Genomic DNA, 20,703 nt, shown 5'->3' with positions numbered 1-20,703 from the left:
TTTTTATTCAAAACAACTTTTAATCGTTGCACTAAAGATACTACCGCTATCTGCCTTGAAACCCGGATTCAACTGAATACTATTGCCGGCTATGTATTTTACGTCAACCGGAGCAATAATCAGGTTATTGGCTTCAATCGTCGTCATGGCATTAAATGTTTTATTATCATTCTGAATTGTTTCAGTAATATAATGCTGATATAAAGCCACATTGACCCTAAAACTCGAAGCTGCCGAGGTATTTGCATTTTCGGTACAGGTTGCTGAAGCAATTATAGGCTCATCTATTGCTTTTGCTACCAGTGCAGGGCCGGTGCTACCATCAAACCAGTTGATAGTGCCATTGCAGCCATTAGCTACAAACGCAAGTTCCCGGTTTGGTTGAGTACATAGCGGGTTCACAAAATCATTCACGCCTGTTTTTACTACCCATATATCGCTGGCTAAAGAATTTTCCGTTTTATCTCCGCTGATAGCGGCATTTGATGTACCGGCAAAAACAAAACCTAAATCTGGCGTTGGTTTAAGTATACTTCGTCCCCAGGTATATAAATCATTGCAACCTATTCTTTTATCCCAATACTTATTTCCGTCATCATCAATTTTTAAAACCCAGAGATCGTTAGAACTATGTGGGTAATCTGTAATGTCGTACCCTAACTGCGAATAAGTCTGCCCTGCCAGTAAATATTTTTTATCAAAAGTTTTATAGATACTTGGCATGTTTTCACTGTTGTAACCACCATAACGCTTATCCCATATTTTGTTACCATTATAATCAATTTTTATTAACCAGAAATCATCGAAACCAATTGGCTCGGAAGATACATCTCCATTTTGAGGGCCATTAATTCCTGCAGTAAAAAAAACATTTCCATCATTTGTCAGCACCATTGATGGATACCTTTCTTCGCCAGTACTTCCATATCTTTTGTTCCATATAATACTTCCTCCTTCACTTAGTTTCACCAGCCAGATGTCAGATCCTCCTTTTATGGGGGCACTCATATCTCCACCAGTACCTTCTCCAAAAGAATTACAAGCCACTAATATCGATTTATCTGGTAATTCGAGTAAATCTTCGGCACTTTCGTAGCCGCTTCCACCCAGGGTTTTATCCCATTGTTTATTACCATTGGCATCAATTTTTATTACCCATGCATCTCTGCCATATCTGAGATTTTCTGTTTTTTCTCCACCATCATTTGAATCTGATGTCCCTCCCAGAAGATACCCCCCATCACTTGTCTGGATTATATGCCATAGATAATCAAATCCATTGCCGCCAAATCTTTTATCCCACTGTTTATTACCATTCGCATCAATCTTCACTACCCAATAATCATTAGAAGGAATACCGTTTGGATAAGGATGCGCAGGCTCAGACTTATCACCATCTTGTGGAGACGAAGAATCGCCACCGATTAAAAAACCACCGTCTTTGCATTTAGCTATGGTTCTCACATAATCGTATAAACTTCCACCATAAGTTTTATCCCAGACTCTCTCACCGTTCTGATTAATCTTTATTATCCAGAAATCATCACCACCCCTGCTGGCCGATTGTTTATCTCCACCAATACTAGATTGCGTCGTGGCTGCCATGACATAACCTCCGTCGTCTGCCAATTCTACACAAAAACCAATTTCTCCTTCATTTCCGCCTAAAGACTTATCCCATCTTTGCAGGGGCATATCCACGATGCTGTAGGCTTTAATTACAGGTGGGTATTGACCAAAAGTTAGGTAATGATGAATAAACAACAAAAATGCAATCAGTGTAAAAGTTCTTTTCATAAGTTCACAGGTGTTTTTTTGTACTGACAGGGATTCATATGAAATAGTTGGACAGCTATGTCAGAAAATAAAATGCTCTGGCAATCATTGCTGATTATCAGAGCATTTTATCAAAAACTTTTATATAGAATTAAATCCTTTGTCTTACCACTTCATATAATATTACACCAGTAGCTACCGAAACATTTAACGAACCAATTTTACCAAGCATCGGGATTTTAGTCGAATGATCTGCTTGTTCCAACAAGTTTTCAGAAATACCATCTTCTTCTGAGCCCATCAGAATGGCTGTTGGAACAGTAAAATCTATCCCATACAATTCGTCAGTAGCTTTTTCGGTACAGGCTACTATCTGAATACCTGATTGCTGTAATTCATCCAGCACTTGCGATAAACTATTTTCACGGCATACAGGCATAAAATTCAATGCCCCTGAAGAAGTCTTCATGGCATCGGCATTAATCTGTGCTGCGCCTCTTGATGCTACAATGATTGCATGCACACCCGAACATTCGGCTGTACGGGCTATTGCTCCAAAATTACGTACATCGGTGATTCTATCTAAAACCAATAGCAGAGGTACTTCTCCTTTCTCGAAAATATCAGCTACCACATTTGAAGTTTTGGCGTAGTTAACAGCAGATACAAAGGCGATAACCCCCTGGTGGTTTTTCATCGTGATCCGGTTCAGCTTTTCGAGCGGTACTCGTTGTACTGGTAAATCACGTTCTTTGGCAAGTTTTTCTACTTCGGCATGACCGAACTCGCGCTGAATTAATATTTTTTCTATCTCCTTGGTGCCTTTCAGGGTTTCCAATACTGATTGTACACCAAAAACTATATCTGGTTTAGATGTTTTTTCAAAATTAGGTTTTGCAAAAAACTTTTGCTTTTTCTTAAAATCCGGGCGAGAGCCGTCTCCACGAGGGCCATCTTTACGGTCACCTGACTCGGAATTTACTCCATAACGTTTCCTGTTCTCCATGCTTCTACGAACGGATACCAATATGCCTGGTATTCGGGATACCGAACCAGTTCATAATAGTTATCTGTAAACTGATTTGGTTTTTTATTAAATGTAAAAATTATTTCTGAAAAATTCTGGCTTTGGGCATACATCCACACCTCTCTGTCACGGCTTCTCTGCACTTTGTTTGGTGGCCCTAAAATAATATATACCATCCCTTTATCTGTCTTCCAGCCATCTTTAAAACTGGTAAATAAACGGTTAGCTTCTTCGATTCTATGATAATAAGTCTTGATAATCTTCTTTGCTAGCATCTGATTCCCTCCTGTAACGGCCAGAAAATAACGATCCAACGCCTGTTTTGCATCAGGATTCTCGTTTACTGTGCGTGTTTCCTGACTTGTACTCATATAAATGAGGGGTTTTACCAGTTTTTCAGGCATGGTAAATTTCGGAAAACGATTATCTACAATCATGAATCCAAAGCCATTTCTGGTATTCATTGTATCTTCAACAGCAAAATACAAACCTTCGTTCTGTAATTGCAGTGGTGTGCCTGATTGAACCTTTACTATTTCTTCTACTTTCAATGATTTAATCGTAGGCTTCAGAGTAGTTGCCATTGGCGATTGCGCCGGGTCGAAATCGTTGGTATAACGAATCAGGAATAGATCCCGAACGTGGTTATCAATACTACGGATCTGAAACGTGTCTTTCTTGTTTACATAATTTCTGAAAAGCGGACGAGATAAATCACTGACATAAAGCCCGAATCTATCGCTTAAGCGGGTCGCTCCAAAATCTATCACTAAATCGTTATTCGATTTCTTATTGGTGGACAATTCAAAAATCTCCATCAACAATAAAGCCTTGCCAACGTTCTTGGGTCTTTGTACGTCAAATACAATTTCTATTTTACCGTCGCGCAACAGAAAATTCTGCTCTGTAAAGTCGATTTTGTTAAAGGCCAATCTATCTCTCACACCATAGTCCGACTGCAATAACCAGCTCAACCGAAAAGCATCCTTCATTTGTTGCATGGCATTGGCTCTACTCAGATTCTCCACATCCAGTTCCATAAAAATCTTTGCCATAGAAGAATCTTTTACAATGTATCGACTCTTGATTGCCACAACCATTGGTTTTGTTACCACTTCGGGCGTAATTACAGCAGTCTTTGTCTCGCGTGGAGCTTTGGTATTTGTTTTTTTATTGGTGGCACATCCTGTGAGACCCAATATTAAAGCATATAAAAGTATTTTTCTCATTATACCCGATTCTTGTTCCAAATGTAGAAATTTTCTCTTTAATAAAAATATTTAATGAAGAAAAACAAATTCAGAACGCGCCACAAAGAAATTTTATTGCAGCCACCAGAAAGTATTGTTCAAGAATCATATATCATTTTGATTGGCAAATTGAATGAGTTCTGCCAGATTATTAATGCTTAGCTTATAGTAGATATTCTTACGATGAGTTTTAATAGTAAAAACACTCAGATGAAGTTGGTTGGCGATCTCTTCATTGGTTAGTCCAGATTTCAATAACCTTATCAACTCTAACTCCCTGAAAGTCAGGTTAAGTTTTATGGCAAAATCATCATTAAATGCGTTAGTTGGCTGAAAGTTGGTGATTTTGGTATCAAAAAAATTTTTACCCTTCAATACTTCCTGAATCCCAACAATTATTTCCTCTTTGGTAGAATCTTTTAGTAAATACCCATGAAAGCCCGATTTTTGAACTTCTTGTAATAACTTAGGTTGATTGTACATCGTAAGAATAATAATTTTCACAGGCCAGTGTTGCAAAATACGACTACCAATTTCTATCCCATTTTCGCCATGAATATTTACATCAAGCAAAAGTAAGTCAGGTTGAAGTGTATGAATTGCACTATCAATATCTTTTGCCTTAAATACCTGTCCACAAACCTCATATTCTGGTAATTCTGAAAGCAATGCTTTTACACCTTCACTAAACAGATGGTGGTCATCAATGATTAATACTTTTATTGGATCCGACATATAGAATTTTATTTAGAAAAGCTCGTAAACAAAGCATTCAAACTTTAATACCATAAGCTCATCAATATATTGAAGCGTCAAAATAGCTATTCTAAGCCGTTTTACACTTAGTATTTTTATTATTTTTTTTCTACGCTCCCCCTTTTTTATATCGTTTAGAATCCATGTTTTTATTAATATACCCCTATCGGGGTATTGTCAAAGAACTGTTTTGCCAGATAAATTTGGAGGTAAAATTATCAATAACCCATAAGTTTAAAAATCTGATTTTAAATCACTCAAAAGGCTCAATAGTTCACAGTGTGATAACCAAAATTATTATCGATTCGAACTGCGAGGATAATATTGGAAAATTAAAAGAATATCAAAAAAAATAGTATCTCATGAAAAAATTAGTTTATATTTTATTGATGGTCTTTCTAGCATCAGAAGGATTCTCTCAAATCTCGTTAATCGGGCAAGGATGCTCCAATTCTCCTAATTTTCCATTGAATTTTATAAGCTACAAAGGAAGTCTTTACTATAATAATGTGGGTTGCAACGACAGTCCTGATGGAATTTATAAAACTAATGGTGACACATTAGGCACATTACTTCCTGGAACTGCCTGGATGGGTTTCAATTCTTATCCTGAAAGATATGGCGTAGTTGGTAAATACATCTTTTTTGGCCAACCAAACAGTTTATGGGTAATAGATGGTGAAACAAAACAGGCTCAAATGGTTAAAGATAATCTTGGGTCAATACCGCATTTTATCACAGATTTGAATGGGATTGCACTTTTTTCTGAGAACGGTTCAAACCTTTGGCGAAGCGATGGTACAGAAGCAGGTACATATAAAATAAAAGATATGTCTGTCTGGAATATTGTTTCAGATGGTACTTATGCTTATGTTTCAGACCAATTTGATATCTGGAGAACCAACGGGACTGCAAGTGGAACTGTAAAAATGAATTTTAGGTCTCCAATAGAAAATACAGATAATACAGATGATTCGACTTATATTTATTCAACTAGCCTGATAAATTGGCATGGGAAGACCTTTCTAATAAACAATGGAGAATTTTCAATTCCTTTACAGAAAATAGAAGGAAATACACTTGTTACTCTGGGAGTCACTGGTTGCCATCTTGACTGCGGAGGTAGTTGTACCGTTTGCGATGGATTCATGAAATCAGCAAATTCCTTTAATGGAATTTATCCTACCTCTTCAAATATTTATTTTCTGGGCGAAGCCAATGCAAATGGTTCTGGAACTTATGAACTATGGAAAAGTGATGGTACAATTGGTGGAACAACTAAGGTAATAACTTTTCCTGCCGGAACAACTCCCTATATGCCAATACGTGCCAATAATTACAATAGCTACCCAAAGCAAAGCTATGACGATATTTTTTATTTTACGGCAATTGACCCAACATATGGTGCTGAACTATGGCGAAGCGATGGGACAGCTGTAGGCACATATATGGTAAAGGATATTAATCCAGGCACAGCCGACTCAAGACCGCAGGACTTGGGTGTAATTGACGGAATTTGCTATTTCAGTGCCAGAACTGCCGAAAATGGACGCGAGATATGGAAGAGTGATGGAACTGAAGCAGGAACAATAATTGTACAGGATTTAAACCCGGGTACAGCCGATGGCGTTATATCTCCCGAGCCACCCAACGAAAATCTGAATAACCGTTGGGCAGCCATATACAATGGTCGTTATTATTTCAAGGGTATCTCGCCAGAAGCAGGTGGAAATTTATTCGCAGTAGATGGTTTAAAACACTATATCTATCGCCAGTCAGGTCTTAATTTCAGCACCTTAGATATAGCAAAAAAAGCTATTTTTTTAGAAACTGGCACTTATATTTTGCCAGATATTAATAAACCTTATGAAGGGAAAATACAAAATGGTAATTGATTTTTTGCTTTATGCCCACTTTTCTATAACTAAACTGGTTACTTAGGGTAGCCAGTTTTATATCAGTGTCCTAGCAAATTCAGTTCTTAAAACAGCCATTATTATGAACATTCTTAAGAATCAACCACCGGTGGATATCATTTATCTTGAAGCAGATACCAATTACAGCATTTTTCATTTCGAAGACGGAAAGAAATGGACTTCGTCATTTACACTCAAATACTACCAGAGTAAAAACGAAATTAATCATTTTTTACGCATTCATCGTTCATATCTGCTTAATCCCGCATATATAGCCTGCATCAACAAACAGGGAAGAAACTCGTATATTAAAATGACAAACGGAAAAGAAATAAAAGTTGCCAGACGAAAACTAAATTTACTGGCAAATTTGTAAAGCCTACAAGTCTGATTATTTAAAGCCTATCTCCAGAATATAAGTACTCCCTTGGGGTCCTGAATCAACCTTTAAAGTTGCTCCGATATATTTGGCACGTAGGAAGATACTCTTTAACCCAATCCCTTTCTGCGGTTCTTTTACTATTTGATGCCCAGTACCGTTATCTTCTACTATAACCGATAAATACTTCTCATAATAAATCATCTGTACCGTAGCCAATGTTGCTCGAGAGTGCTTTAATAAATTGTTAATGAGTTCAGAAACTATCCGGTAAATATTAATAGATACTTCTGCCTCCAATAGGTGTACATTGCCAAACGTAAGGAATTGAATCTGAACCTTTGGCGTAGAAGAACGGTTTACTAAATACTGGATTGAATTTTGCAGACCCAGCCTTTCAAATTCTGGAGGCATTAGATTATGAGAAATTCGTCTGATATCTTCGCTGGTTTGGTGAATTATCGGTTCAATGTTATCGACTATCTTTTTCAATTCATTTTGCTTATTTTTTTCTTTAATTTCTGCCATATACCTTTTTACAGTAGCGATACTCCCCCCTAAATCGTCATGTAGATCACTGGCAATTCTTTGTCTTTCGGTTTCTTGCGTCTGTAGTATTTTTTCAGTAATTTCTTTCTGGACCAAAGACAGATTTAATTGTAACGCATTATTTTTTCTTCTCGAACTATTATAACTTACTAGAATAATAATTAAGCCAAACCCTAATATACTTGTCAGAATCAGAAAATTTCGGATAGTCTGCTGTTTTTCATTCTCTTTTAAAAGGGTAGTGTTCTGCAATATCTTAATTTCTAATTCTTTTCTTTGGACATTATACTGTGTCTCAATTTTTCTGAACTCCTTGCTCAATTCTTCTGCTTTAAGCGAGTCTTTGGCACTTACCCATTTTTCATGATATTCCAATGCTTTACCATTCAATTTAAGGGCACGATATATTTTAAACATGGCAAAATAGTGGTTGGCCACATCAAACAAAGGTCTTTCATGAAGTATATTCTCATATAATAATCTATATTTGAGAGCTTTTTTTTCATTTTTTTTTGTATTAAGCTCATAGTTACTTATTTCACTTAATACCGTATGGTATAAATAATTGGCATAAGCACCATCTTCGGGATTATTGACTTTCAAAAATTTATCTAAATACTCTCTTGCCTTTACATCATTATTGAGTTGCCTGTAACAAATGGCCAGATAAGCATAATTGGTTCGTCTTCCTTCTAGATAAACTAATTCTTTGCCAGCACCATACTTATCAAAATAGGGTATTTCTTTTTCATAGAAGACTAATGCTTTATCATATAGGTGTCTGATAATATGAAAATCTCCCATGTAATTATAGGCTTGATGTATAATTTCCAAATCATTCGTTTTAATACCTATCGCTAAAGCCTGATTAATCAGTTCTGTTGCTTTATGCCATTCATTTTCGGTTCTGTTGTGTCGGTATACCAAAGTTGTTGCTTTTTGAATTATACTCCAGGCCTCTTTATTTGAGAGCGAAAGCTGATGATACAGGAGCTGCGCTTTTGAAAAGTAATTAAAGGCTTTGGATTCATTATTCTCCACGTTTCTTAATCCAAATGCTTTCCAAAATAAAACATCAGCCTTTCCTTCAAGCCAGTTTATTCTATTCGAAATTTTGCTAAGTGAATCAAAAATGATTGAATATGTTCTATGGTTTTTTACAAGATTAGGATTGAGCTGACCGGATTGAACAAAAATAAGTTGAAAGCTACGGAATAGCGCTGTATCTCTTGTGAAACTCTGAGGTTGTTTTGATAGAGACTTAATTCTTAGCTCTAGAGAATCTATCAGATGTATTCTTTGGCTTTTGGCAAGAAAAATTGACTGAGATTTTCCTTCGTAACTAAACAATATCAGGCAAACAAGTATAACAATTTTATTCACGACTGAACCATTTTTTGGATTTTCCTCCAAATGTACAAAAACAGAATTCAGGTAAAAATACCCCAATAGTAGTATTTTATTTAATATTTAAAGAATGTTTTCTACTCCTTAATTCTTAAAATATAAAACATTTCAAATACCTTAATTTACCCAAAAATACCCAATCCTGTTCATATCAGAAACATATCCTGAACTGGCTATTCAAATGAGTAATGGAAAAGAAATACAAGTAATCAGAAGCAAACAAATACTTTTCGAAAACCCATAGGCTGTTAAACTCTCTGATTCAATCCTGATTTATTTTGATTTATCGACTGCATTTCGATACATTTGTCTGCATTACAACAAGACAAATTTTATGGATATATCAGTACAATACGCACAGGAAAAAGACCTTGACTGGCAGGAATTCAATAATACACTCATTGCCTCAACATTAGGAGAAAGGCGTCCGGTAGATGATTTTGAAAGAATAAAGGCAATGGTTGAAAATGCCAACCTGATTATTACAGCAAGAATTGATAATAAATTAGTAGGTGTGGCAAGATCCGTAACTGATTGGGTATTCTGTACGTATTTGTCTGACTTGTTTGTTGATGGAAATTATCAGAAGCTCGGTATTGGCCGCGAATTGATACGACATACTAAAATCGCTAGTCCGCAAGCAAAACTCATACTTCTCTCTGCGCCTAAAGCTATTAATTATTATCCTCGCATAGGCATGGTACACCACACTCATGCCTATACATTAGATGATCCGAATGAGCTGGTCTGAGGATGAATAAATAATTCCTTTTATTGATGGAAACCAATAGGTTTGACACCTATCTTTGAATTCGATTTATTATTGATTGTATCATCACTCTGGATACAGTTCATCTAACATAACTCAACCTTAAATACTATGACAACCCGCAGAAGTTTCTTAAAAACTACCGGAACTCTGGCAGCTTTCTCAATTGTCCCGAGAAACGTACTAGGCAGAGGTTTTTTAGCTCCCAGTGATGTACTTAACGTAGGTTTCATTGGTTTAGGCCGACAAGCCCGCGGTCTGCAAGGGCGTTTCCTTGAAACCAAAGAAATAAACCTTCTAGCCGTTTCTGATGTTGACAAAACCAAATCAGAAAGCTTTACCAAAGATTTGTTTGTAAAAAATGCCAAGCAGTTTCTGGGTGAAGAAAAAACACAACCACAGATTTACGAAAACTATCTAGAGCTTTTAGACAGAAAAGATATTGATGCCGTGGTAATTGCTACACCCGATCATTGGCATGCCTCTATTGCCATCAGAGCCGCTGAAAAAGGGAAAGATATTTATCTGGAAAAACCGCTTACATTCACCGTAGCAGAGGGTAGAGCTTTGGTAAATGCTGTGCGAAAAAATAACAGAGTTTTGCAAACGGGAAGTATGCAACGCTCTGCCGATGGTTTCAGAAGAGCCTGTGAATTGGTGAGAAATGGGTATATAGGCGAAATCACGGAGGTAAGAGTGACTATAGGCGGGCCTCCGAAACCAGTTGACTTTAAACCTGAGGTTATTCCAACAACCATGAACTGGGATATGTGGTTAGGGCCCAATCAGCCTCATCCATACCATCACTTTTTAGCGCCACGCCTGGAAGATAATTTCTGGGGTAAATGGCGTTATTATAAAGGCTTTGGTGGTGGTGATGTGACCGACTGGGGAGCGCATATGTTTGATATTGCTCAATGGGGATTAGGTATGGACGAAAGTGGCCCGGTTGAATTGTATCCGCCAAGTTTTCCTGATGCCGAACAAGGTATGGTTTTCAGATATGCCAATGGTGTTGAAATGATTCATCACGACTTCGGCAAAGGCAATGGGGTCCAATTCAGAGGCAAGGATGGGGTTATTGAAGTAAGTCGGTCATTTCTGAATGTACCAGACAAACTAAAAGATGTGCAATTGAAAGATAGTGATATTAAATTAACATCTCCGGTTGGCGGAAATCACTATAAGGATTTCTTGAACTCGATGCGCACCAGACAAAAACCACTCTGCGATGTGGAAATCGGGCATCGTACTTGTACAGTTTGTAATATTGCCAACATTGGTTATGAACTTCGTCGTCCATTGAAATGGAATCCTGTAACAGAGAAATTTGACGACGCTGAAGCAAATAAAAAACTGAGCAGAAAAATGCGGAAACCTTATGGGGTGAAAATATAGCATATACTTATACGAAAATGCCTGTTCCCAAAACAGGCATTTTCTTTATCTGACTCTATTCCACTGTCTACGTTGTTTTCTTTTCTTTAGCATATCCCGGATACCTTGCCCCCACCCTGCTTTGGTTTCTGAATAGCAAGCATTTGGCGAATCAGGGAGTTTCCTGTGAATTGGCATAAAAAGTCCAAAATAAGCGTTTAAGCCTCTGGGATTTCCAATATTTAAGAGACCAGGCAGATTATCAGTTCCCAAAAACAAGGGGCCCGCCCTGCCTGCCAAGCCCATCGACGGATTCCTATAGCCATTCTGTAAAGATAAAGGTACAGAAACCTCCAGCCATTTTGACTCCCAGCGCGGAATAATTGCTATCAGAGAAGGCTGATTCATACCTATTGATTTAGTATCTCTGATACTCTGAATCCAGGTAGCATTTACATATAGTTTCTCTGAAAACGAATAATCAAAACTGGTAGAAATTACTGTAGGCAAAGGTGCATTAAACTGATGGCGATAATTAATATCAGACCAGCCAAATGCATTATTCATCTGATTATAAAGTTTATCAGCAGAATTAATTTTATTAAATGTTCCAGGAGAAATCAGAACATTTGATTCTGCTACATCTGTCTGGAATACAAATGGATCGCTCTTATAACGAATCTGTCCAAAATCTACTAAAGCCAGGCTGAACTTATAGAGATACTTGTTTTTAGTACCGTCCATTGTCCATCGATCTTTTAGTCTTATATCATATTTATTATAATCAGGTCTATATTCATAAACAAAACCTAAGTCTAAGCCATAACCAATTCCTGCAGGCGCATCTCCAAACAACCAATTTGGGCTGAATCCTGCAATCTGCATCGCACCACTTTTTGTCATACCAAAAGTACCGACAGCATTTTCAAAGAAAAGATTCTGTTTTCTAGGTCGATTTGGCACCTGATCTATCGTAAAATCAATATCCTCACCAATATAGTGCACATTCATAATTGCATTCACACGCTTCACGGTTAGCCCCACTTTCAGAAAATGCTCATCCTGCTCTCTGATAACTTTTCCGATAGTAAACCCCATTTCAGCATAGGCGTTCAGGTTTGCAGCAAAATGATTATCATTCTGAGGTATTCCAAAAATATCCGGAATCACCGTACCATTCACAAAAGTACGAGCCACAGGGGTAGTTGTATTATTAAGATTGGTAATCAATCTTAATCTTGAAGTAAGCCCGATAGCCATTTTGGCTTTTTCGAGTGTAAACATCAACGAAGGCCCACGTACATCTGTCCCCAAAAAAGCGGTTGAGTTTTTATTACCCAGTGCCTCTTTAGTGTAAGTATTTCTGTATAAAATACTGCCGTTTGGAGCCCGATTTTCGCTTGAAACAGTATTAGTTACTAAACCTAAGATTGAATAAGGAGCACCCCAGGAGGCATAATTATTCATAATATCAACATTAGCTCCGGCAAGGTTGAGAAAAATCTTATAGCGAGAATCGGCTACATTGGCGGGATTAGTATAGATACCATAGGTACCTGCATAGTTACTTGGTGAAATACCAAGCCATTGCTGTGAAAAGGTTTGTAAATGTATTAGTATTAGCAAAAAACAAAAGGATACCCTCATCTAAAAGTAGGATTATATATTCCTTAAAATGGATTCAATCAATAGTACTCCAATCAAAAGAACGACAAAATTAACTATTTCTATACAAAATCGATAGAAGATTTTGAATTAAAGATTGCTTATGATATTTTAGTACATCAGTTTATTCTAAAACCAAAGAAACTTATATGACCTACGACTTCAAAAACTACCAAACTGAAAACTTTTTCGACGAAATGCTAACTGCTGAAACAGCTGCACGCGTAGGTAATCACTTTTTAAAAGAACGGATTGAGAAACTTTCAATTCCTGAATTATTGAACAAACAACGAGCCGCAGAACGTGCCATGATTTCGGCTGGTATTACTTTCAACGTATATTCGGAAGAAGGTGGAACTGAGCGAATTATTCCAGTCGACATCATTCCCCGGGTGATTGATTCTTCTGAGTGGAACCGGTTGGAAAAAGGCTTAATTCAGCGTATTACGGCTCTAAACTTATTCCTGCAAGACATTTACAACCAACAGAAAATATTAAAAGACAAAATCATTCCTCGCGAAATCATTGAATCAAGTAAAGGCTTTTTGAAAGAATGTATGGGATTGACTCCGCCAAAAAAGATATGGATACATATAACCGGCACCGATTTGATTCGGGGCAATGATGGAGTTTTCAGAGTTCTGGAGGATAATCTTCGGTGCCCGTCTGGTGTATCGTATATGCTCGAAAACCGTGAGCTATCAAAACAGACTTTCCCCGATGTATTGTCTCAATCAAGCGTACGCTCAATTTCCGAATACCCGGCTAAATTGTTAGAAGTACTCAGATATATATCAGGACGCCCGGATCCTACTGTGGTAGTATTGACCCCTGGTATTTACAATTCTGCCTATTTTGAACATTCTTATCTGGCACAACAAATGGGTGTTGAATTAGTAGATTACAGAGACTTAGTAGTATCAGGCGATTATGTAAAAATGCGTACAACCAAGGGCTTCAAAACGGTTGATGTGATTTACAGAAGAATCGATGATACTTTTATGGATCCCCTCACATTCAATCCTCATTCACTGATTGGTATTCCGGGATTGTTTGATGTATATAGAAAAGGAAATATCGCATTAGCTAATTCGCCGGGTACAGGTGTCGCCGATGATAAAGTAGTTTATGCCTATGTACCTCGCATTATCAAATACTATTTAGGAGAAGATGCCATTATTCCGAACGTAGATACTTATATCTGTGGTGAAGAGGATGCAAAGAAATATGTATTAGAAAACATCGCCGACTTGGTAGTAAAAGAGGCCAATGAAGCAGGAGGTTATGGGATGTTAATCGGGCCGAAAGCCACAAAAAAAGAGCATGATTTATTCAAGAAACGAATCAAGGCAAACCCAAGAAACTATATAGCACAACCAACTATATCCTTATCACGTAGCCCTTGTGTATTAGAAGAAGGCTTAGAAGGCCGCCATGTTGATTTAAGACCTTATATTTTATATGGCAATGGCATTCATGTAACTCCCGGAGGACTAACCCGTGTGGCTTTGCGCAAAGGCTCATTGGTAGTTAATTCATCGCAGGGTGGTGGTAGTAAAGATACCTGGGTACTCTATTAAAATGTATAGAAACTGCCCTACTCAAACGGAAAGACGTTATTTATTTTTGATTGTGCGATAAGGTTCGTATTTTTGTCGTGATTTCGGCTGATAATCCAAATGGCTTATCAGCCAATTACCGACTTATCGATTTTTTATGAATATAACTCGTTATTCTACAATTGCCGCTATCATCGTATTGGCTGCCTTGTCAAGATTTTTCCCTCATCCTTTTAATTTTACGCCAATGGCTGCCATAGCACTATTCGGCGGAGCCTATTTCAGTAATCGCTGGCTGGCCTTTCTGGTGCCTTTTTCGGCTATGCTGATTAGTGATATTATGCTGGAATTATTAACAGGCTGGGGATTCCATTCCGGTATACCCGTTGTATACGGATCATTTGCATTGATTTCGTTATTAGGTATTTTTGCTTTACAAAAAGTAACAATTTTAAGAGTGGCGGGTGCTGCTCTGGCTAGCTCCCTGCTTTTCTTTTTAATTACAAATTTTGCTTTTTTATACCCTGAAGCGCCAGCGCCAGATCCAATGCTAGGACATTATCCGCATAACTGGACAGGGATAATAGCTTCGTACAGGGCAGGTTTAGAGTTCTTAAGAAATCAAATTGTAGGCGACCAATTCTATTCTGGTGTCGTATTTGGTGGCTTCTACTTATTACAGCGCCGTTTTGAAGCATTGAGAGTAGCTTAATTTCTAATAATATTATAACAAAAGAGCGAGTAGTGATACCCGCTCTTTTGTTTTATGCACCGTGGCATTGCTTATATTTTTTACCACTCCCACAAGGACATGGCTCATTTCTTCCCACAGTATTCCCTCCGATAATGGGTGTTTGCATGGTCGGAGTGATTTTATTCCTCTTCAAAAAATTCTTAAAGAGTATAGTCATTCTTCTATGCCGGCTGCTTAATGTCTGTCTGAATTTATCAGCCTGTGTATATCTGATTTCTCTGATGATTTTGGTAACCGGCATTTTCTTATCATCCAGTTGCCCCATTGAAACCTCATGCGTTTTATAATCATACCAAAGCTCTAAGGAAGGTTCTTCATCATAGCTGAATGAGAATAACAATAAAACGCTCGTACAACTACATGAAGGTTGCACACAATAAAAATCACTAATCCAGTAAGTAGTATCGTCAATTACTAAATTAAAATCAAATGACCACGGGAGTACCTCAAAGTATGAAACCATCTGAGACTCCTTCAATACTTTCTGATAATTGGCAAAATTGGCTTCAATTTTATCTGCATCAGCCACTTCTGACGCCATGCCTTTCAGATCTTTAAAAAAGGTATTCAGTTCACTCCATTGCTCGTTTGATATTTCACCTTCAAGCGCCTTCAGGTAGTCATCTTTACTGCTATCAATAGCTTCTGTCTCAGTATATTTCAGAATCTGATTATTCGATACATCCAGCGCATATACCTGCTCGGCATCATCAGCAAAATAGATATTTCCGCAATTACAGGTTAACTCCATACAAGGTTGTAACTCATTCGACTTCAATATCTTTCCGGCAAACTCCCCTTCTCCTACTTCAATATTGAGAAACGCCTCTTTTGGATTTTTGATTTGGTATGTAAACATGATTGGTTATTTTCTTCGACTACAAAATTATGGCAAAAATGGATAAGAAAAAAGACAACCCATAAGGATTGCCTTTCTATACCATTCTTTAATCAATGCTCAATCATAATTCAAAACCGGGCTCAACCACTTCTCAACCTCGTCTACAGGCATATTCTTACGCTCAGCATAATCAATTACCTGATCTTTACTGATTTTACCTATGGTGAAGTATTTACTTTCAGGATGAGAGAAATACCAGCCGCTTACTGAACTTGCCGGATACATCGCAAAACTTTCAGTGAGTTCAATACCAATTTTCTCTGCCTGCAATAAATCAAATAAAGTACGCTTTTCAGTATGGTCTGGGCAGGCAGGGTAACCTGGTGCCGGACGAATACCTGCATATCTTTCTGAAATCAATTCTTCGTTGCTAAGATTTTCGTCTGAATCATAACCCCAGTATTCTTTACGCACTTTTTCATGCATCAATTCTGTGAATGCCTCAGCCAGACGGTCAGCAATAGCTTTGAGCATGATTGAATTATAATCATCATGATCTTTTTCATATTGTTCCAGAAGCGCTTCAATGCCTAATCCGGCTGTTACGGCAAAAGCACCAATGTAATCTTCTTTATGCGAATTAACAGGAGCTATAAAATCTGACAAACATAGATTTGGCAGGTTTTGTGCCTTCAGGTTTTGCTGACGCAAATTATGCAAAGTGGCTAAAGAGGTAGTATTTTCAATCAAATCACCATTTTCAGCAACAGCAGTATTACTCAATACTCTATAGCCCGTGCCTTTTAAGCTACCCTGTCCGGCTAAATCATAGTGGTATTCTTCAAAATTATGTAAGGTAATATCGTCACCCTCTGAATTGGCCGGATAGAAACCTATCACTGCTCTGGCTTGCAAAGATTTATCAGCAATTACTCTCTTCAACATCTTCTGGGCATCATCATACAATTTCTTCGCCTCTGCTCCTACCACTTCATCATTGAAGATTTTCGGATATTTGCCATGCAATTGCCAGGTCTGGAAGAATGGAGTCCAGTCAATATACTTGGCAATTTCTGCCAGATCATAGTTATCAAAAATTTTCGTTCCTAAAAATTTAGGCTTCGTTGGCTGGAAGTTTGCCCAATCAATCGGCACATGATTTTCACGCGCCTTTTCAATCGTGATAAAGTTTTTATCTTTCTGACGGCTGGCGTGCTCAACCCTCAGATTGGCATATTGGTTCTTGATTTCATCATAAATCTCCTGATGAGTCTGGTCATTCTGCATCAAACGACCTGCCACCGGAACACTTTTTGAAGCATCAAGTACGTGAATCACAGGCCCTGAATAATGCGGGTCGATTTTCACAGCCGTATGAATACGAGAGGTTGTGGCACCACCAATCAACAAAGGCATTTTAAAGCCCTGACGCTCCATTTCTTTTGCTACACCCACCATTTCATCCAGACTTGGCGTAATCAAACCAGACAGACCTATGATATCGACATTGTGCTTCTTAGCCTCTGCTAAAATCTTGTCAGTTGGCACCATCACACCTAAATCTATGATTTCGTAGTTATTACAACCTAGCACTACGCCTACAATATTTTTACCAATGTCGTGTACGTCTCCTTTTACAGTTGCCATCAATATTTTTCCTGCACTAGAGCTTTCTCCACCTTGTTTTTCTTCTTCAATATAGGGTAATAAATAAGCTACGGCTTTTTTCATCACACGGGCAGATTTTACCACCTGAGGCAAGAACATTTTACCTGCACCAAACAAATCACCCACCACGTTCATTCCATCCATTAATGGGCCTTCAATCACATGCAATGGTTTTGCGGCCTGCTGGCGAGCTTCTTCCACATCAATATCAATATACTCAGTTAATCCTTTTACAAGGGCGTGTTCCAGACGTTTGTTTACTGGCAAATCTCTCCATGCATTGTCAACTACCTGCTCTTTTCCTTTCGATTTTACAGTTTCTGCAAATGTCACCAATCGTTCAGTCGCATCCGGACGACGGTTTAAAAGTACATCTTCGCATAACTCCAACATATCCTTTGGAATATCGTCATAAACGCCTAATTGGCCCGCATTTACAATACCCATGTCCATACCCGCCTTGATAGCATAATATAAGAAAACCGTATGCATGGCCTCACGTACGGGCTCGTTCCCTCTGAAACTGAATGAGATATTGGAAACCCCACCAGATACTTTTGCATAAGGCAGATTTTCTTTTATCCAGCGGGTAGCATTAATAAAATCAACGGCGTAGTTGTTATGTTCTTCAATACCTGTCGCAACAGTCAGGATATTTGGATCGAAAATGATGTCCTGTGGAGGGAAATGTACTTCATTTACAAGAATATCATAGGCTCTTTTACAGATTTCAATGCGTCGTTCGTAACTATCTGCCTGTCCTGTTTCGTCAAATGCCATCACAACAGCCGAGGCACCATAACGTTTTACTTTCTCAGCAGACTCCTTAAACTTCTCTACGCCTTCTTTTAAAGAAATAGAGTTTACGATTGATTTTCCTTGCACACATTTCAGACCTGCTTCAATTACTTCCCATTTCGATGAGTCAATCATAATTGGCAAACGGGCAATATCTGGTTCAGCCATCAGCAGATTCAGGAATGTTTTCATGGCTTCTACCCCATCAATCATTCCTTCATCAAGGTTCACATCTATCACCTGTGCCCCGCCTTCCACTTGCTCACGCGCTACCGAAATAGCTTCATCGTATTTACTTTCACGAATCAACCGGGCAAATTTCTTTGAACCTGTCACATTACAACGCTCCCCGATATTTACATAATTGGTTTCTTTTGTAATCTTCAACGGCTCTAAGCCCGATAATTTCTGGATTGGTTCAAAATCAGGAATTTCTCTTGGCTTGTATTTCTTCGCGACCTCTGCAATGGCATGAATATGCGCCGGAGTTGTTCCACAACAACCGCCGATAATATTCATGAAGCCATTTTGTAAGAAATCTTCTACGATCACTGCCATTTCTTCCGGCGACTGGTCGTATTCACCCATTTCATTAGGCAAACCTGCATTTGGGTGAGCAGACACTAAAAATGGAGCTTCATTGGCTAAAGTCTGTACATAAGGGCGCATCAAATCAGCTCCCAAGGCACAGTTTAGGCCAATAGATAATAAATCAATATGTGAAACCGAGGTTAAAAAAGCTTCGGTGGTCTGTCCGGACAATGTTCTGCCAGATGCATCGGTAATTGTACCTGAAACCATTACAGGTATTTTTACATCTTTTCCTGCAAGAGGAGCATTTTCGTTATTCTGTTTCGGAATTGAATGGCTTCTCAACGGCCGTATTTTGCCTTTCCTTTTATCCGATTCATATAAATCTATGGCAAAAAGAGCCGCTTTCGCGTTCAGCGTATCAAAAATCGTTTCTACTAGAAGAACATCCGCTCCTCCATCTACCAAACCTTGAATTTGCTCGTAGTAAGCGTCCACCAGTTCGTCAAAGGTTATAGCACGAAAACCCGGGTCATTAACATCTGGTGAAAGCGATAAAGTACGGTTGGTTGGCCCAATAGAACCAGCCACAAAACGTGGTTTATCCGGATTTTCAGCGGTAAACTTATCGGCTTCCTCACGGGCAATCTTGGCAGATTCATAATTGAGCTCATACACATAATCTTCCATGTGATAGTCTGCCATAGCAATAGATGTACCCGAAAAGGTATTAGTTTCAGCTATATCAGCCCCTGCTTCAAAATATTTGGCGTGGATTTCCTTGATAACGTCCGGGCGTGTAATTGACAGCATATCATTATTACCCTTTACTTCATGTGGGAAATCACGGAATTTTTCTCCACGATAATCAGCATCGGTCAATTTATATTGCTGAATCAACGAACCCATAGCTCCATCAAGAACCAGAATTTTATCTTTTAATATTTCACGAATGTCGCTCACTGTAATCTATCTTTTAGGTTTTGTAGCACGATTTCGCCAATCGTGTATAAGAACAACAAAATTTATCTCACAAAAATACTATTTAAAGATTGATTTTTTGAAAAAATTTAATAAAATAGATAAAATATCTAAACAAGATAGAATAGTTACGAGTTTTATTTTTAAATTTGGCAGAAATATTTGCTTAAAACGACATTTTATCTATGCAAAAACTGGATAATACAGATAGAGAAATTTTAAAGTACTTACAGGAGAATGCGCACCTGACAACCAAAGAGTTAGCCTCTCGCCTGAATCTATCCCCAACTCCTGTTTACGAGCGTGTGCGCCGACTGGAAAATGATGGGGTGATAAAAAAATATGTGGCTGTAATTGACCGCGAAAAGATTGGGAAGGATTTGATGGTATTCTGCAATATCCGGTTAAAAGAGCACGCACAAGAGGCAGGTAAAAAGTTTGTAGAAGAGATTGTTAAACTCAATGAAGTAATAGAGTGCCATAATATTTCTGGTGAGTATGATTTTATGATAAAAGTGGTAGTTGACGATATGCGCGAATATCAGAGCTTCCTGATGAACAAGTTAGCTTCCCTTGAAAATATTGGTAGCACTCATAGCATTTTTGTGATGAGTGAGATAAAAAATGAGACCAAGTTTGAGGTTTGATATTTGGAGAAAGGAGCAAGGAAAAAGGAAAATGAAAAATTTAGAGAATAAAT

Annotated in this window: 15 protein-coding genes; 7 read left to right on the top strand and 8 right to left on the bottom strand. The window is 38.1% G+C overall.

Translation table 11 applies throughout. The features are described 5' to 3' along the window. Positions 1-3 precede the first annotated feature (3 nt). From ACYVFA_RS10615 to ACYVFA_RS10600, 4 genes are all read right to left on the bottom strand, one after another. Positions 4-1,797 carry a 3-coathanger stack domain-containing protein gene (locus ACYVFA_RS10615; protein WP_460471789.1) on the bottom strand — a complete coding sequence of 598 codons (1,794 nt, stop codon included), beginning with the start codon at positions 1,795-1,797 and terminating at the stop codon, positions 4-6. Between the two features lie 130 nt (positions 1,798-1,927). Then, on the bottom strand, positions 1,928-2,782 hold the full coding sequence (rlmB, locus tag ACYVFA_RS10610; RefSeq protein ID WP_460471788.1) for a TrmH family RNA methyltransferase: 855 nt from the start codon (positions 2,780-2,782) through the stop codon (positions 1,928-1,930). After that, positions 2,755-4,032 carry a GWxTD domain-containing protein gene (locus ACYVFA_RS10605; RefSeq protein ID WP_460471787.1) on the bottom strand — a complete coding sequence of 426 codons (1,278 nt, stop codon included), beginning with the start codon at positions 4,030-4,032 and terminating at the stop codon, positions 2,755-2,757. Before ACYVFA_RS10605 ends, rlmB begins: the two co-directional genes overlap by 28 nt. A 126-nt stretch (positions 4,033-4,158) precedes the next feature. After that, positions 4,159-4,788: a response regulator transcription factor gene (locus tag ACYVFA_RS10600; protein WP_460471786.1), complete on the bottom strand. Its 630-nt coding sequence runs from the start codon at positions 4,786-4,788 to the stop codon at positions 4,159-4,161. A gap of 383 nt (positions 4,789-5,171) precedes the next feature. On the opposite strand from ACYVFA_RS10600, the gene ACYVFA_RS10595 reads away from it, so the two are divergent. Next, entirely contained in the window at positions 5,172-6,704 is a 1,533-nt protein-coding gene (locus ACYVFA_RS10595; RefSeq protein ID WP_460471785.1) for an ELWxxDGT repeat protein, read from the top strand. Positions 6,705-6,807: 103 nt separating this feature from the next. Then, positions 6,808-7,101, top strand: coding sequence for a LytR/AlgR family response regulator transcription factor (locus ACYVFA_RS10590; protein ID WP_460471784.1), 294 nt, complete (start codon positions 6,808-6,810; stop codon positions 7,099-7,101). Between the two features lie 15 nt (positions 7,102-7,116). Here ACYVFA_RS10590 and ACYVFA_RS10585 read toward each other — a convergent pair whose 3' ends face one another. Continuing rightward, on the bottom strand, positions 7,117-8,694 hold the full coding sequence (locus ACYVFA_RS10585) for an ATP-binding protein (RefSeq protein ID WP_460471783.1): 1,578 nt from the start codon (positions 8,692-8,694) through the stop codon (positions 7,117-7,119). Positions 8,695-9,394: 700 nt separating this feature from the next. Between ACYVFA_RS10585 and ACYVFA_RS10580 the strand changes: the two genes are divergently transcribed. Together ACYVFA_RS10580 and ACYVFA_RS10575 are read left to right on the top strand one after the other, a co-directional pair. Beyond that, positions 9,395-9,811, top strand: a complete 417-nt coding sequence (locus tag ACYVFA_RS10580) for a GNAT family N-acetyltransferase (protein WP_460471782.1) — start codon at positions 9,395-9,397, stop codon at positions 9,809-9,811. 129 nt (positions 9,812-9,940) lie between these two features. Next, complete coding sequence (locus ACYVFA_RS10575) at positions 9,941-11,227, top strand: Gfo/Idh/MocA family protein (protein ID WP_460471781.1); 1,287 nt, start codon at positions 9,941-9,943, stop codon at positions 11,225-11,227. A gap of 45 nt (positions 11,228-11,272) precedes the next feature. Here the strand turns inward: ACYVFA_RS10575 and ACYVFA_RS10570 are convergent, their stop codons facing one another. Beyond that, positions 11,273-12,832 carry a DUF5723 family protein gene (locus ACYVFA_RS10570; RefSeq protein ID WP_460471780.1) on the bottom strand — a complete coding sequence of 520 codons (1,560 nt, stop codon included), beginning with the start codon at positions 12,830-12,832 and terminating at the stop codon, positions 11,273-11,275. Positions 12,833-13,020: 188 nt separating this feature from the next. Between ACYVFA_RS10570 and ACYVFA_RS10565 the strand changes: the two genes are divergently transcribed. Next, complete coding sequence (locus ACYVFA_RS10565) at positions 13,021-14,451, top strand: circularly permuted type 2 ATP-grasp protein (RefSeq protein ID WP_460471779.1); 1,431 nt, start codon at positions 13,021-13,023, stop codon at positions 14,449-14,451. A gap of 136 nt (positions 14,452-14,587) precedes the next feature. Further along, positions 14,588-15,142, top strand: a complete 555-nt coding sequence (locus tag ACYVFA_RS10560) for a DUF6580 family putative transport protein (protein WP_460471778.1) — start codon at positions 14,588-14,590, stop codon at positions 15,140-15,142. A 52-nt stretch (positions 15,143-15,194) separates the two neighbouring features. Here the strand turns inward: ACYVFA_RS10560 and ACYVFA_RS10555 are convergent, their stop codons facing one another. Continuing rightward, positions 15,195-16,043: an SEC-C metal-binding domain-containing protein gene (locus ACYVFA_RS10555; RefSeq protein WP_460471777.1), complete on the bottom strand. Its 849-nt coding sequence runs from the start codon at positions 16,041-16,043 to the stop codon at positions 15,195-15,197. Between the two features lie 99 nt (positions 16,044-16,142). Next, a complete protein-coding gene (gene metH, locus ACYVFA_RS10550) occupies positions 16,143-19,931 on the bottom strand; it encodes a methionine synthase (protein WP_460471865.1) in 3,789 nt (1,262 codons plus the stop codon). Between the two features lie 257 nt (positions 19,932-20,188). Between metH and ACYVFA_RS10545 the strand changes: the two genes are divergently transcribed. Then, positions 20,189-20,650: an Lrp/AsnC family transcriptional regulator gene (locus tag ACYVFA_RS10545; RefSeq protein ID WP_460471776.1), complete on the top strand. Its 462-nt coding sequence runs from the start codon at positions 20,189-20,191 to the stop codon at positions 20,648-20,650. The last annotated feature ends 53 nt before the right edge of the window (positions 20,651-20,703 follow it).

It is taken from the genome of Emticicia fontis, from assembly GCF_054779675.1.
The sequence above is the reverse complement of the archived record's forward strand: the minus strand, read 5'-3'. Positions and strand labels throughout refer to the sequence as shown.

Bases quoted from the DNA above. Each gene is read 5' to 3' on its own strand.
- ACYVFA_RS10615 (WP_460471789.1), bottom strand. From the start codon at position 1,797: ATGAAAAGAACTTTTACACTGATTGCATTTTTGTTGTTTATTCATCAT.
- rlmB (WP_460471788.1), bottom strand. From the start codon at position 2,782: ATGGAGAACAGGAAACGTTATGGAGTAAATTCCGAGTCAGGTGACCGT.
- ACYVFA_RS10605 (WP_460471787.1), bottom strand. From the start codon at position 4,032: ATGAGAAAAATACTTTTATATGCTTTAATATTGGGTCTCACAGGATGT.
- ACYVFA_RS10600 (WP_460471786.1), bottom strand. From the start codon at position 4,788: ATGTCGGATCCAATAAAAGTATTAATCATTGATGACCACCATCTGTTT.
- ACYVFA_RS10595 (WP_460471785.1), top strand. From the start codon at position 5,172: ATGAAAAAATTAGTTTATATTTTATTGATGGTCTTTCTAGCATCAGAA.
- ACYVFA_RS10590 (WP_460471784.1), top strand. From the start codon at position 6,808: ATGAACATTCTTAAGAATCAACCACCGGTGGATATCATTTATCTTGAA.
- ACYVFA_RS10580 (WP_460471782.1), top strand. From the start codon at position 9,395: ATGGATATATCAGTACAATACGCACAGGAAAAAGACCTTGACTGGCAG.
- ACYVFA_RS10575 (WP_460471781.1), top strand. From the start codon at position 9,941: ATGACAACCCGCAGAAGTTTCTTAAAAACTACCGGAACTCTGGCAGCT.
- ACYVFA_RS10565 (WP_460471779.1), top strand. From the start codon at position 13,021: ATGACCTACGACTTCAAAAACTACCAAACTGAAAACTTTTTCGACGAA.
- ACYVFA_RS10560 (WP_460471778.1), top strand. From the start codon at position 14,588: ATGAATATAACTCGTTATTCTACAATTGCCGCTATCATCGTATTGGCT.
- ACYVFA_RS10555 (WP_460471777.1), bottom strand. From the start codon at position 16,043: ATGTTTACATACCAAATCAAAAATCCAAAAGAGGCGTTTCTCAATATT.
- metH (WP_460471865.1), bottom strand. From the start codon at position 19,931: ATGGGTTCGTTGATTCAGCAATATAAATTGACCGATGCTGATTATCGT.
- ACYVFA_RS10545 (WP_460471776.1), top strand. From the start codon at position 20,189: ATGCAAAAACTGGATAATACAGATAGAGAAATTTTAAAGTACTTACAG.